Origin of the sequence: Tsukamurella asaccharolytica, assembly GCF_007858435.1 — a bacterium.
In the GTDB taxonomy this organism is placed as follows: domain Bacteria; phylum Actinomycetota; class Actinomycetes; order Mycobacteriales; family Mycobacteriaceae; genus Tsukamurella; species Tsukamurella asaccharolytica.
Map to the genome: position 1 here is coordinate 584,266 of NZ_VIGW01000003.1, position 13,032 is coordinate 597,297.

Consider the following 13,032-nt stretch of genomic DNA (forward strand, 5'->3'; position numbering starts at 1 on the left):
GCCGTTCACCCCGGTGCGGTGCCCACCCGCTCCCACCGGTGCCCCGCGAACCGCACCACCACGGCGGCGCACCGCAGCACCATGAAGGCCGCCAGACCGGACCAGATCCCGGCCAAGCCCCACCCGAAGGCGTAGGACAGCCAGATCAGCGGCAGGAAGCCGACGAGGGCGGCCGCCAGCGTCGCGGTCCGCAGGTACGCGGCGTCCGCGGCGCCCAGGAGCACCCCGTCGAGCGCGAAGACCACGCCGGCGATCGGGATCATCCCGACGAGGAACCACCACGGCACGGTGATGGCGTCGAGTACCACGGCATCGGAGGTGAACAGGCGCGGCAGGATCCCCTGCAGCGCGGCGAGCGCCGCGGCGATGGCCAGCGCGAAGACCGCCGACCACGCGGTCACGCGGCGCCCCAGAGTCCGTGCGGCGCCCGTCTTGCCGGCCCCGAGAGCGGCACCCACCAGCGTCTGCGCGGCGATGGCGAGGGAGTCCAGCACGAGCGCGACGAAGTTCCACAGCTGCATCGCGACCTGATGCGCACCCACGTACTGCGCGCCCGCCCGCGCGGCCACCGCGCCGGCGGAGACGAAACAGACCTGGAAGGAGAGGCTGCGCACGATCAGGTCGCGGCCCAGCACCAGCTGCGCGCGCACCAGGTCGGGCCGCGGCCGCAGGGCTGAGAAGCCGCCGCTCCCGCCCTCGGTGGCGGCGCGCACCAGGGCACCGAGGAAGAGCGCCCCGCTCACGAGCTGCCCGGCCAGGTTCGCCCACGCGGAGCCGACGAGGCCCAGTGCGGGGGCGCCGGCCCAGCCGTAGACCAGAGTGGGGCAGAGCACCGTCGACAGGCCGAGGCCGAGGAGCACGAAGACCAGGGGCGCGCGGGGCCGATGGACGCCCCGGAGCCAGCCGTTACCTGCCATGGTGATGAGGATCAGCGGGATCCCGAACGAGGCCACCCGCAGCCAGGATTCGGCGGCCGCGGCGATCTCCTCGCGGCCCGCGATCGCGCGGGTGACCGGCCCGGCGAAGCCCTGCACGAGGGCCAGCAGAACGCCGCCCACGGCCAGGGCGATCCATGTGGCCTGCACTCCCTCGACGACCGCGCCGCCCGGATCGCCCGCGCCGTAGCGGCGGGCCGACCGCGCGGTGGTGCCGTACGAGAGGAAGGTCAGCTGGGTCGAGACGGTCGCCAGGATCAGCCCGCCGACCGCGAGTCCCGCGAGCGGCAGCGCTCCCAGGCGACCGATGACGGCGGTGTCCCACAGTAGGTACAGGGGCTCCGCCGCAAGCACCCCGAGCGCGGGCAGGGCCTGACCCACGATGCGTCTGCCGAGCCCGGCGGGCACGTCGGGGGTCTCGCTCACGCGGTGCGGGTCACGATCCGACGATCAGATCCGCGCGAGGAAGTCGGCGACCACGTCGTCGCCCGCGCCGGTGGCGGAGTACCCCGCGGCGAGCCGGTGGCCGCCGCCGCCGAAACCGCGGGCGACCTCGGAGACGTCCAGATCGGTGCGCGCACGGAGCGAGACGGACCACTCGCCACTGTCACTCTCCTTGAACAGGGCTGCGACCTCGCAGTCCTCGGCGGTGCGCAGCAGGTCGATCAGCGACTCCGCGGCGTCCCATCCGAGCGGGCCGCGGTCCTCCGCGCGGCAGACGGCGTACACGGCACCGCGGCCGCCGAAGGCCTCGGGCACCGCCGTGGCGGATCCCAGCACCGCGGCGACCATGCTGAACCAGGCGCGCGGGTGGCTGTCGAGCAGGTCGCGCGCGAGCTCGCGCCCCCGGGCCCCCGCGGCGAGCAGCCGGCTGGCCATGACGTGCCCGGAGGGCGAGGCCCACCGGAACGATCCGGTGTCCGTGATCAGCCCCGCGTAGAGACAGTCGGCCGTGCCCGCGTCGAGCTCGGCGCCGAGCCCGTCGATCACTGCCAGCACCAGCTCGGTCGTGCAGTTCGCGTCCGGGTCGATCAGATCGGCGGTGCCGAATCCGGTGTTCGTGGCGTGGTGGTCGATGACCACCCGCACCGGGTGGCCCTGGAAGGACTCCTCGAGTCCCGCGAGCCGCTCCGAGCTCGCGCAGTCGACGGCCACGCCGACCTCCGCGTCGGCCGACGGCGCGGTGAAGCCGTCGACACCGGGAAGCAGGCCGATGCCGGACGGCAGGTCCGGACCGGGGTGACTCACCGTGACGCGGGCGCCCTGCGCGCGGAGCACCCGCGCGAGCGCCAGTCCCGAGCCGAGAGTGTCGGCGTCGGGGCGCACGTGGCAGTACACCGCCACACTGCGCGCCCCGTCCAGTGCCGCCGCAGCCGCCGCTGCGGCAGCTGTCACCGCTCGTCCCCGTCCGGTTCGGCGTCCTGGTCCTCGTCGTCGTGCTTGTAGGGGTCGGCTTCGCCGGCGGGCTTCGCCGTGGCGGCGACGGCGGCGACCCGCTCGTCCTGCTCGCGCGCCTTGGCGAGCAGTGCCTCCATGTTCGCGACGGCCGCGGGCACCCCGTCGAGCTCGAACCGCAGGGTCGGCGTGAACCGCACGCCCGTGCCAGCGCCGACCTTGCTGCGGAGCTGGCCGCGGGCCTTCTCCAGGCCGGCGGCGGCCGCCTCGTAGTCGGGTTCGGCGTCGAGCGTCGGGCCCATGACGGTGTAGAAGACCGTCGCATCGTGCAGGTCGTTGGTCACGCGGGTATCGGTGACGGTGACGTAGTCGAGCCGCGGGTCCTTGATGTCGTGCTCGATCGCGGTCGCGACGATGGTCCCGATCCGTTTGGCGAGCCGAGCGGCCCGTGCGGGGTCAGCCATGGCCTGTCCTCCCTTACACGTCGAAACGATCAATCGGTGAAACGGTGTGGATCAACCGATGGAACAAAGAGCATATCCCGGTGCGGCACTGCGGGGTCGGCACCTGCGTCCACCACGCTCAATCCCGCATCGGACCGGCGGTCGCCGGGTCAGTCCTCCGGGCCCCACAGGCGCCGCCGCACCGATAACACTTCCACCTCGGGGTGGCCGACGGCGGCGCGTTCGCAGTGATCGAGGACGTCGATCACGTGGCCCGCGTCCGGACCGACGACGCCGACGCCCAGAAGCGCGCGGCGGTGCAGGTCCTGGTGCCCCACCTCGGCGGCACTGACGGAGAACCGGCGCAGCTCGGCCAGGATCGGCCGGACGACGGAACGCTTGTGCTTGAGCGAGTGCACATCGCCCAGGAGCAGATCTATCTCGATGACACCTGTGAACATGAATCGGGCCACCCGGCCCCGGGGATAGTGGTTCGGGTGCGGCCGGCGCACAACGCGCCGGCCGCACCCGACCGGAGGAACATCAGTCGCGCGGCTTCTCGACCAGCTCGTAGGTCTCGATCACATCGCCGACCTTGATATCGGAGTACGAGAGCGTCAGACCGCATTCGTAGCCCTCGCGGACCTCGGTCGCGTCGTCCTTCTCCCGCTTGAGCGAGGTGATCGTGAGGTTCTCGGCCACGACCGTCGAGTCCCGGAGCAGGCGCGCCTTCGCGTTGCGGCGCATGATGCCGGACTGGACCAGGCAACCCGCGATGTTGCCCACCTTGGACGACTTGAAGATCGCGCGGATCTCGGCCTGGCCGAGCTCCTTCTCCTCGTAGACCGGCTTGAGCATGCCCTTGAGCGCGGCCTCGACCTCGTCGATGGCCTGGTAGATCACCGAGTAGTACCGGATCTCGACGCCCTCGCGGTTGGCGAGCTCGGTGGCCTTGCCCTCGGCGCGCACGTTGAAGGCGATGATGATCGCGTTCGACGCGGACGCCAGGTTGATGTTGGTCTCGGTGACGCCGCCGACGCCGCGGTCGATGACGCGCAGCTGCACCTCGTCGTCGATCTCGATCCCCAGCAGGGCCTCCTCGAGCGCCTCCACGGTGCCCGAGTTGTCGCCCTTGAGGATGAGGTTGAGCTGACTGGTCTCCTTGAGCGCGGCATCCAGGTCCTCGAGCGAGACCCGCTTGCGGGAGCGCGCGGCCAGGGCGTTGCGCTTGCGCGCCGCGCGCCGGTCGGCGATCTGCCGAGCGATCCGGTCCTCGTCGACCACGAGCAGGTTGTCGCCTGCGCCGGGCACCGAGGTGAAGCCGATGACCTGTGCCGGACGCGACGGGGTCGCCTCCGTGATGTCGTCGCCGTTCTCGTCGACCATGCGCCGGACGCGCCCGTAGGCGTCGCCGGCCACGATCGAGTCGCCGACCCGCAGGGTGCCGCGCTGGATGAGCACGGTGGCCACCGGGCCACGGCCGCGGTCGAGGTGCGCCTCGATCGCGACGCCCTGCGCGTCCATGTCGGGGTTGGCCCGCAGGTCGAGCGAAGCGTCCGCGGTCAGCAGCACGGCCTCGAGCAGCGCCTCGACGTTGGTGCCCTGCTTGGCGGAGATGTCGACGAACATCGTGTCGCCGCCGTACTCCTCGGGGATCAGGCCGTACTCGGTGAGCTGGCCGCGGATCTTCTCCGGCTGCGCGCCCTCCTTGTCGATCTTGTTCACCGCCACGACGATCGGCACGTCGGCCGCCTGCGCGTGGTTGATGGCCTCCACCGTCTGCGGCATGACGCCGTCGTCCGCCGCGACCACGAGGATCGCGAGGTCGGTGGCCTTCGCACCACGGGCACGCATGGCGGTGAACGCCTCGTGACCGGGGGTGTCGATGAAGGTGATGAGCCGCTCGCTGCCGTCGAGCTCGGTGAGCACCTGGTAGGCACCGATGTGCTGCGTGATGCCGCCGGCCTCGCCCTCGCGGACGTTGGCCTTGCGGATCGTGTCGAGCAGTCGGGTCTTACCGTGATCGACGTGGCCCATGACGGTGACCACCGGCGGGCGCTGCTCGAGGTCGTCCTCGCCGCCCTCGTCCTCGCCGTAGGTGAGGTCGAAGCTGTCGAGCAGCTCGCGGTCCTCGTCCTCGGGGCTGACGACCTGGACGACGTAGTTCATCTCCTCGCCCAGCAGCACGAGGGTCTCCTCGTTCACCGACTGGGTGGCGGTGACCATCTCGCCCAGGTTGAACAGCGCCTGGACCAGCGACGCCGGGTTGGCGTCGATCTTCTCCGCGAAATCGCTCAGCGAGGCGCCACGGGCGAGGCGGATCGTCTCACCCTGGCCACGGGGCAACCGGACGCCACCGGCGATCGGCGCCTGCATGTTCTCGTACTCGGCGCGTTTCGCCCGCTTCGACTTGCGGCCACGACGCGGAGCGCCACCGGGACGACCGAACGCGCCCGCGGTGCCGCCGGGACGGCCACGACCGCCGCCGCCACCGGGACGACCGCGGAAACCGCCCGCGGGTGCGCCGGTACCGGTGCCGCCGCCGGGCCCACCGCGGTAGCCACCGCCGCCGCCACCGGGACGGCCGCCGGGCCCACCCCGGCCGCCGGGGCCGGGACGGCCCTGTGCCGCCGGACGCGCAGCGCGCGAGGGCATGGCACCGGGGTTCGGGCGCGGGGGCATGCTGCCCGGGGTCGGACGCGGGCCGCCGGGGCCGGCCGCGGGGCGACCGCCCTGGGGACGGGGTCCGCCCTGGGGGCGGGGTCCACCCTGGCCGGGAGCCGGACGGGCACCGCCCTGCGGGCGAGGACCGCCCTGGCCGGGAGCCGGACGGGCACCGCCCTGCGGACGGGGGCCACCGGGGCCCGGCTGCGGACGCGGCGCACGCTCGACCGGGGCCTGCGAGGAGAACGGGTTGTTCCCGACCTTGGGGGTACGCGGGCCGGGCTTGGGGCCGGCGGGACGCGGTCCCGGGCGGGCCGACGAGGGGGCGGCGGGCGCGGATGCCTCGGGCGCCGACGGGGCGGCGCTGGCGGCAGGAGCCGCCGGCGCGGCGGGCTCCGGGGTCGGCTCGGGGGCGGCCGGCGCCGCAGGACGCGGTCCGGGACGTGCCGAGGACGGTCGGGGGGCCTTCGTCGCGGGCGCCTGGGCTGCCGGGCTGCTCGCGGACGCGGGGCGGGGCTTGCGGGCCGGGGCGGGGCCCGGCTTCGCGCCACCGTCGGACTTGGATCCGTACGATTCGCGCAGGCGTCGCGCGACGGGTGCTTCCACCGTCGACGACGCGGACTTCACGAACTCGCCCTGCTCACTGAGCCGTGCGAGAACTTCCTTGCTGGTGACACCGAGCTCTTTAGCCAACTCGTGCACGCGGGCCTTGCCTGCCACTCTTCTCCTCAAATGTGAGGTCGAGGGCATCACTGGTCCCGCCGACCTCGGTTAGTTACTCCGATTGCCGTTCATCGCTCGTGCTTCACGGTGTGCTCATGTCTTCAGCTCGATTCCTTCATCTCCGAGTGCGTCGGCCATGGGAAAGGCCGACCGTCTTCAGACCGCTCATCATCATAGCGCGTCCTGGCAAACCGGTTTACGCGAGGGAGTCGTCGAGCGGGCCCGACACCCGCAGTGCCCGGCGGAAGGCGTTCCGCTTGCGGGCCTGCTCCCGACATCCGGGATCGTCGTGCAGCCAAGCGCCCCGGCCCGGCAGCCGGCGCCGCGCGTCCACGACGACGGTGCGCGCACCGTCGACCGCGGTGGTGGCGACCACCCGGATCAACGCACTCGCGGGTGCCCGGCGCCGGCACCCGATGCAGGTGCGGACCGGCTCGCTCACCGCGGGTCGGTGCTCTCCGCATCCGAGCGGATGTCGATCCGCCAGCCGGTGAGCCGGGCGGCGAGACGGGCGTTCTGCCCCTCCTTGCCGATGGCCAGCGAGAGCTTGAAGTCGGGGACCACCACGCGGGCGGCCTTCTCCTTGGCGTCGACGATGGTGACCGACACCACCGACGACGGCGACAGGGCGTTGCCGACGAAGACCGCTGGATCGTCGTCGTACGAGATGATGTCGATCTTCTCGCCCTCGAGGTCGCTCATCACGTTCCGCACGCGCTGCCCCATCGGGCCGATGCACGCGCCCTTGGCGTTGAGGCCCGCCACGGAGGTGCGCACCGCGATCTTCGAGCGGTGGCCGGCCTCGCGGGCCACGGAGGTGATCTCGACGCTGCCGTCGGCGATCTCCGGGACCTCGAGCGCGAAGAGCTTCTTCACGAGGTTCGGGTGTGTGCGCGAGAGGGTGATCTGGGTGCCCCGCTGGCCGCGACTGACGCCGACCACGTAGAACTTCATGCGGTCGCCGTGCTCGTAGGTCTCCCCCGGCACCTGCTCGGCGGGCGGCAGCAGGCCCTCGTGGCCCTCGCGCTCGCCGCCGATCCGGACCACGACGAAGCCGCGGGCCGCGGCACGGGCGTCGGCCTGCACCACACCGGAGACGACCTCGCCCTCGTAGACCGCGAACTCGCCGAACGTGCGGTCGTTCTCGGCGTCGCGGAGGCGCTGCGTGATGAGCTGCCGGGCCGAGTCCGCGGCGATGCGGCCGAAGCCCTCGGGGGTGTCGTCCCACTCGGTGATGATGTTGCCGTCGGCGTCGAGTTCCTGCGCGAGCACCTTCACCTCGCCGGTGCGGCGGTTGACGTCGATCCGCGCGTGCGGCTCGTGTCCGTCGGTGTGCTTGTACGCGGTGAGGAGGGCCACCTGGATCGCCTCGATCACGGTCTCGACGGAGATGTCCTTCTCCGCCTCGATCGCCCGCAGCGTTGCCATGTCGATGTTCATCTAGTCCTCATTCCTCGGCGCCGTACCGGCGTCCTCGCCCGTCAGGTCCTCCGGTTCGGCACCCGACTCCACGCGCCCGGGCGTGATGCCCGAGAGCTTCATCTCCTGGGGGTTCGGCCTGCGGAACTCGACGCGGACGGCGGCCGAGGCCACCTCCGCGAGGTCGAGATCGCGGGTCGTCGGGGCAGCCCCCTTCGCCCCGGGCAGCACGACGGTGACCGTGGTCCCGGTAGGAGCTCCCGGTCCGGCCTCCGCCTCTGTCAGCGGCCCGATCCGGGCCAGCAGGTTCGTCCCGTCCGTCAGCTCGATCGCCGCCTGCCGGCCGCGGGCGCGGCGCCAGTGCCGGGGTTCGGTGAGCGGACGCTCCGCGCCGGGCGTGGTGACCTCGAGGGTGAACGCCTGGGCGCCGAAGACCGCGTCAGCATCGTCGACCGCGGCGGACAACGTGCGGGCGACCTCGGCCAGTTCGTCGAGCGTGGGGCCCGCGTCGCTGTCCACGACGACCGCGATGGAGGACTTCGGTCCCGCGTTATTGATCTTCACCTGCTCCAGATCGAGCCCGGCGGCGTCCAGGTGGGGCGCGATGACGGCCGTCACCGCCGCTTCGTCGTAAGCCATACGCGCCTCCCTGTGAAATTGTCACCGGACGTGCCCGGTGTCGAACGCTGCAGCCAGTGTACCCGGGCGCGCCGCTAGACTCGCCCCGTGATCGCCCCACCCCCGCGCCGCGGCGACGAATCGCAGTCGCGCTCCGGCATCGACAGACGCACCGTCCTCACCTCCGTCCTCCTCGCGGGCGGCGCCCTCGCGGGCGGGGCCGCGCTGGCGGGATGCACCACCGCCGAGGACCGCGCCGATGATCCGCAGGCCGTGCGGCTCCAGGCCGCCGCCGCCCAGGCCCAGGCCGACGCGGAGGCCGCGCGCGGCCTCTCGGTACTCGACGGGGCCGCGGGCCCGCAGCTGCGGATCATCGCCGATCAGCGCAGCCGGCACGCGTCAGCGCTGGCCGACGAGTTGTCCCGGTACGTCGAGCGGCCCACCTCCGTGACCGCCGCACCGTCGTCGACGCCGGTGGCCCCGTCGCCGGTGAGCCGGCAGGCGCTGCACGCCCAACTCACCCGCTCGGCGAAGGACGCCGGCGACGCGGCGGTCGCCGCGTCCGGGTACCAGGCCGCACTGCTCGGTTCCGTCGCCGCCGCGACCCGCGTGCACGCGGAGGTGGTGCTCGCATGACCCCCACGCAGGACGCCGTGGCCGCCGCGCTGAAGTCCGAGTACGCCGCCGTCTACCTGTACGGACTCATCGAGGCCTACGCCGCGCCGACCCGCAAAGCCGAGATCGCGACCTACGCCGCGGAGCACCGCGCGCAGCGCGACGCCCTCGCCCGCGTGCTCAGTGCCGCCGGGGCCGAGGTGCCCGTCGCGGCGCCCGCCTACGCCCCGCCCGAGCCGGTCACCGATCCCGCGAGCGCCGCGAAGGTGGCCGCCGCGGTCGAGGACGACGCCGCGGCCGCGCACCGCAACGTTCTCTCCCAGGCCGACGGTGACGGTGTCCGGCACCTCGGGGTGGCGGGCCTCGGCGGCGCCGCGGTTCGCGGCGCGCGGTGGCGCGCGGCGCTCGGCGTCTCCCCCGTGACCACGCCGTTCCCCGGCAGCGGTACCTGACGCCTCTACACTCGGGGGATGACGTCCAGCGATCCGCAGCAGCCCGGCGACGGGACCTACGACCCGACGGTGGTGCGTCCGGCCGAGCCGAAGCCCTCCGCGCCCGACCTGACGAAGCGCGACGCCGCCGCACCCCCCACCGGACAGGACGGCGGCGATCCCGACGCCGCGACCACGGTGCACCCGACCGCGCAGCCCGATCCCTACGCCACGCCGTACCCGCCGTCGGCGGACCCCTACGCTGCGCCGGCCGATCCGTACGCCGCGCAGCCGAACCCGTACGGCGCGCAGAACCCGTACGGCACGCAGAACCCGTACGGCACACCGGCGGATCCCTACGCCGCACAGCAGAACCCGTACGGCGCGCCCGCGGATCCCTACGCCGCACAGCAGAATCCCTACGGGGCGCCGCCGCAGTACCCGGGCCAACCGGGATACCCCGCATACCCGGGCTACCCCGGCTATCCGGGCCAGCAGCCGAAGTCCGGCACGAACGGACTCGCGATCGCCTCGCTCGTCTGCGGACTTCTGGCGATACCGCTGGCGTGCCTCATCGGCCTGTTCAGCATCCCGCTGCCCATCGCCGCGATCATCACGGGTGTGATGGCCATGAAGCAGACCAAGCAGACCGGCCAGCAGGGCCACGGCATGGCGCTCGCCGGAACCATCCTGGGTGGCGTCGTGCTCGCGCTCGTCGTCATCCTCGTGATCGTCGGCATCGGCGTGCTCGCGTCCGGGGGCTTGGACACGAACTTCGTGCTCACCCCGCTCGCCTGAACGTACGGCCGAACGAGGGGCCCGCACCGATCCGGTGCGGGCCCCTCGTGTTCTCCTGACTACTTCGCGGCGGCGATGATCTCCGCGGCGGCGTCGGCGACGGGGATCTCGCGGGACTCGCCGGTGAGGCGGTCACGGAGCTCGACGACACCGTCGGCCCAGCCCCGGCCGACCACGACGACGGTGGGCACGCCCACCAGCTCGGAGTCCTTGAACTTGATGCCGGGCGAGGCCTTGCGGTCGTCGAGCAGCACCTCCAGGCCGGCCGCGTCCACCTCGGCGGCCAGCGACTCGGCGCCCGTCCAGGCGCCCTCGTCCTTGTTCGCGATCACGACGTGCACGTCGAACGGGGCGATGCCCTTGGGCCAGCGCAGGCCCTTCTCGTCGTGCTGTTGCTCGGCGATGACGGCGACCAGCCGGGAGACGCCGACGCCGTACGAGCCCTGGGTGAGGCGCACGGGCTTGCCGTTCTCCCCCAGTACGTCGATCTCGAAGGCGTCGGTGTACTTGCGGCCCAGCTGGAAGATGTGGCCGATCTCGATGCCACGGGCGGACTTCAGCACGCCCCTGCCGTCGGGCGAGGCGTCGCCGTCGCGGACCTCGGCGGCCTCGATGGTGCCGTCGGGAGTGAAGTCGCGGCCGGCGGTGAGGTTCACCACGTGCTGCCCGGGCGCGTCGGCGCCGGTGATCCAGGCGGTGCCGGTCACCACGCGTGGATCGACGAGGTAGCGGACCTCGTTCTCCAGCAGCGCCTTCGGGCCGATGTACCCCTTCACGAGGAACGGGTACTTCGCGAAGTCCTCCGCCTCGACCAGCGCCACCTCGGTGGGCTCCAGCGACGCCTCGAGCCGCTTGAAGTCCACCTCGCGGTCACCGGGCACGCCGATGCCGAGGAGCTCCCAGTCGCCGCCGGGCGCCCGCGTCTTGACCATGACGTTCTTCAGGGTGTCGCCGGCGACGACCTCGCGGCCGAGCACGGAGGCACCGTCGGCGCCCCCGTTGGCCCAGGCCACGAGCGTGTCGATCGTGGGCGCGTCCGGGGTGTCGTACACCTGCGCGGCGGGCAACCCGTCGAGCGGGATCGCGGGCGGCGCGGGCGTGGTCACGGCCTCGACGTTCGCGGCGTAGTCCGACTCGGTCGAGTGCACGTAGGTGTCCTCGCCGACGGGGCTCACCGCGAGGAACTCCTCGGAGGCGCTGCCGCCCATGGCGCCCGACGTGGCCGAGACGATGACGTGCTCTATGGCCAGCCGCGCGAAGATGCGCTGGTACGCGGCGCGGTGCTTGGCGTAGGCCTCGGACAGACCCTCGTCGGAGGTGTCGAAGCTGTAGCTGTCCTTCATGACGAACTCGCGGCCGCGGAGGATGCCCGCGCGGGGGCGCTCCTCGTCGCGGTACTTCGTTTGGATCTGGTACAGGATGACCGGCAGGTCCTTGTACGAGTTGTACTCGCCCTTCACGGTGAGGGCGAAGATCTCCTCGTGCGTGGGGCCGAGCAGCATGTCGGCGCCCTTGCGGTCCTGCAGGCGGAAGAGGCTGTCGCCGTACTCGGTCCACCGGTTGGTGGCCTCGTAGGGCTCGCGCGGGAGCAGCGCGGGCAGCAGGATCTCCTGGCCGCCGATGGCGTTCATCTCCTCGCGCACCACCTGCTCGACGTTGCGCAGCACCCGCAGGCCCAGCGGCAGCCAGGAGTAGACGCCCGGCGCGATGCGCCGCACGTAGCCGGCGCGGACGAGCAGCTTGTGGCTGGGGACCTCCGCGTCCGCCGGGTCGTCGCGGAGCGTGCGCAGGAACAGCTGGGAGAATCGGGTGATCACGAGGCCACAGCTTAGTGTGTCCGGTGTGCTGATCCTGCTTCCCCCATCGGAAACCAAAGCCGGCGGCGGCGCGGGCGCGCCCCTCGATCTCGGGGCGCTGACCTTCCCGTCGCTCACGCCGACCCGCGAGCGTCTCCTCGACGCGCTCGTCGCGCTCTCCCAGGACGACGAGCGCGCCCGCGCCGCGCTGGGGCTGTCGGAGGGGCAGACGGACGAGCTGGAACGGAACCGGGCGCTGCGCTCCGCGCCCACGCGGCCCGCGATCGAGCAGTACACGGGCGTGCTCTACGACGCCCTCGACGTGCGCGGGCTGACGAAGGCGCAGCGGGCGAAGGCCGACGCCCGCCTGGCCGTGGGGTCGGCGCTGTTCGGGGCCGTCGGCGCCGTCGATCCGATCCCGGCGTACCGGCTCTCGTCGGGGTCGAAGCTGCCGGGCCTGGGCACGCTCGCCGCCGAGTGGAAGCCCGCGCTGGCCGAGGCCCTCGCCGGTGCGGAGCGCGGCCTCGTCGTGGACCTGCGATCCGGCGGCTACGCGGCGCTCGGCAGGGTTCCGGGGGCGGTCACCGCCACCGTCGTGACCGAGAAGCCCGACGGCTCACGCGCCGTCGTCTCGCACTTCAACAAGCATCACAAGGGCCTGCTGGCCCGGGCGCTGGTGATCAGCCGCGCCGAGCCGGCGGACGCGCGGGCCGTGGTCAAGGTCGCCGGCAAGGCCGGCCTGCGCGCGGAGCTCTCCTCCCCCACCGAGGTCACGATCGTCACGGCGGGGTGACGGTCAGTCCTCGTCGAGGCGGTGGCGCCGCGCGCGGCTCACGCGCTCGGCCTGCGGCGAGACCTCGGGGCGGTGCATCGGGTCGGGCTCGGGCACGGAGTGCCGGCCGCCGTTCGACGGTGCCGCCTGCTGCGGGGGCGCTGCGGGCGGACGCTGGACCGGCCCGCTCGGACGCTGGACCGGCCCGCTCGGGCGCGGTGCCTGCTGGACGGGCCGCCCGATCGCACCGCTCGGCCGCGGCATCGGCCGGATCGGGACACCCTGACCGTGACCGGCCTGGTGCCCCGGCGGAGTCGGGCGCTGCACGGGCCCGCTCGGCCGCGGCACCTGCCCGCTCGGGCGCTGGATCGGCCCGCTCGGGCGCTGCAGGGGCGCGCTCGGACGCCGCTGCGCCTGCGGAGG

Annotated in this window: 13 protein-coding genes and 1 pseudogene; 4 read left to right on the forward strand and 10 right to left on the reverse strand. The window is 73.0% G+C overall.

The annotated features are described in order from the left end of the window. Positions 1-5: 5 nt before the first annotated feature. From FK529_RS09030 to rimP, 8 genes are all read right to left on the reverse strand, one after another. The gene (locus FK529_RS09030) at positions 6-1,361 is read right to left on the reverse strand and encodes an MATE family efflux transporter (protein WP_146560619.1); all 1,356 of its coding nucleotides are present in this window, start codon (positions 1,359-1,361) and stop codon (positions 6-8) included. A gap of 24 nt (positions 1,362-1,385) precedes the next feature. Continuing rightward, entirely contained in the window at positions 1,386-2,330 is a 945-nt protein-coding gene (locus FK529_RS09035) for a DHH family phosphoesterase (protein ID WP_146560620.1), read from the reverse strand. Further along, on the reverse strand, positions 2,327-2,794 hold the full coding sequence (gene rbfA / locus FK529_RS09040; protein ID WP_146560621.1) for a 30S ribosome-binding factor RbfA: 468 nt from the start codon (positions 2,792-2,794) through the stop codon (positions 2,327-2,329). Before rbfA ends, FK529_RS09035 begins: the two co-directional genes overlap by 4 nt. Before the next feature lie 149 nt (positions 2,795-2,943). Then, positions 2,944-3,234 carry a DUF503 domain-containing protein gene (locus FK529_RS09045; RefSeq protein WP_146560622.1) on the reverse strand — a complete coding sequence of 97 codons (291 nt, stop codon included), beginning with the start codon at positions 3,232-3,234 and terminating at the stop codon, positions 2,944-2,946. An 82-nt stretch (positions 3,235-3,316) separates the two neighbouring features. Then, positions 3,317-6,157 (reverse strand): translation initiation factor IF-2, encoded by a 2,841-nt coding sequence (gene infB, locus FK529_RS09050; protein WP_146560623.1) that lies wholly within the window; start codon positions 6,155-6,157, stop codon positions 3,317-3,319. A 199-nt stretch (positions 6,158-6,356) separates the two neighbouring features. Continuing rightward, a complete protein-coding gene (locus FK529_RS09055) occupies positions 6,357-6,602 on the reverse strand; it encodes a YlxR family protein (RefSeq protein WP_146560624.1) in 246 nt (81 codons plus the stop codon). Then, positions 6,599-7,600, reverse strand: coding sequence for a transcription termination factor NusA (nusA, locus tag FK529_RS09060; RefSeq protein WP_146560625.1), 1,002 nt, complete (start codon positions 7,598-7,600; stop codon positions 6,599-6,601). Before nusA ends, FK529_RS09055 begins: the two co-directional genes overlap by 4 nt. Beyond that, complete coding sequence (gene rimP, locus FK529_RS09065) at positions 7,601-8,218, reverse strand: ribosome maturation factor RimP (RefSeq protein ID WP_146560626.1); 618 nt, start codon at positions 8,216-8,218, stop codon at positions 7,601-7,603. An 87-nt stretch (positions 8,219-8,305) separates the two neighbouring features. Here rimP and FK529_RS09075 point away from each other — a divergent pair, with 87 nt between their 5' ends. From FK529_RS09075 to FK529_RS09085, 3 genes are read left to right on the forward strand one after another with little or no spacing between them, the layout of a single operon-like run. Then, positions 8,306-8,833, forward strand: a complete 528-nt coding sequence (locus FK529_RS09075) for a hypothetical protein (RefSeq protein ID WP_158635084.1) — start codon at positions 8,306-8,308, stop codon at positions 8,831-8,833. Next, positions 8,830-9,264, forward strand: a complete 435-nt coding sequence (locus tag FK529_RS09080; protein ID WP_146560629.1) for a DUF4439 domain-containing protein — start codon at positions 8,830-8,832, stop codon at positions 9,262-9,264. Before FK529_RS09075 ends, FK529_RS09080 begins: the two co-directional genes overlap by 4 nt. 18 nt (positions 9,265-9,282) lie before the next feature. Next, a complete protein-coding gene (locus tag FK529_RS09085; RefSeq protein WP_146560630.1) occupies positions 9,283-10,041 on the forward strand; it encodes a DUF4190 domain-containing protein in 759 nt (252 codons plus the stop codon). Between the two features lie 59 nt (positions 10,042-10,100). Here FK529_RS09085 and FK529_RS09090 read toward each other — a convergent pair whose 3' ends face one another. Then, positions 10,101-11,858 (reverse strand): proline--tRNA ligase, encoded by a 1,758-nt coding sequence (locus tag FK529_RS09090; RefSeq protein WP_146560631.1) that lies wholly within the window; start codon positions 11,856-11,858, stop codon positions 10,101-10,103. A 25-nt stretch (positions 11,859-11,883) separates the two neighbouring features. On the opposite strand from FK529_RS09090, the gene yaaA reads away from it, so the two are divergent. Further along, positions 11,884-12,630 (forward strand): peroxide stress protein YaaA, encoded by a 747-nt coding sequence (gene yaaA / locus FK529_RS09095; RefSeq protein ID WP_146560632.1) that lies wholly within the window; start codon positions 11,884-11,886, stop codon positions 12,628-12,630. A 3-nt stretch (positions 12,631-12,633) separates the two neighbouring features. Here yaaA and FK529_RS20365 read toward each other — a convergent pair. Further along, positions 12,634-13,032 (reverse strand): annotated as a pseudogene (locus FK529_RS20365) (MFS transporter); the annotation flags it as partial.

Bases quoted from the DNA above. Each gene is read 5' to 3' on its own strand.
- nusA (WP_146560625.1), bottom strand. From the start codon at position 7,600: ATGAACATCGACATGGCAACGCTGCGGGCGATCGAGGCGGAGAAGGAC.
- rimP (WP_146560626.1), bottom strand. From the start codon at position 8,218: ATGGCTTACGACGAAGCGGCGGTGACGGCCGTCATCGCGCCCCACCTG.
- FK529_RS09085 (WP_146560630.1), top strand. From the start codon at position 9,283: ATGACGTCCAGCGATCCGCAGCAGCCCGGCGACGGGACCTACGACCCG.
- FK529_RS09080 (WP_146560629.1), top strand. From the start codon at position 8,830: ATGACCCCCACGCAGGACGCCGTGGCCGCCGCGCTGAAGTCCGAGTAC.
- rbfA (WP_146560621.1), bottom strand. From the start codon at position 2,794: ATGGCTGACCCCGCACGGGCCGCTCGGCTCGCCAAACGGATCGGGACC.
- FK529_RS09045 (WP_146560622.1), bottom strand. From the start codon at position 3,234: ATGTTCACAGGTGTCATCGAGATAGATCTGCTCCTGGGCGATGTGCAC.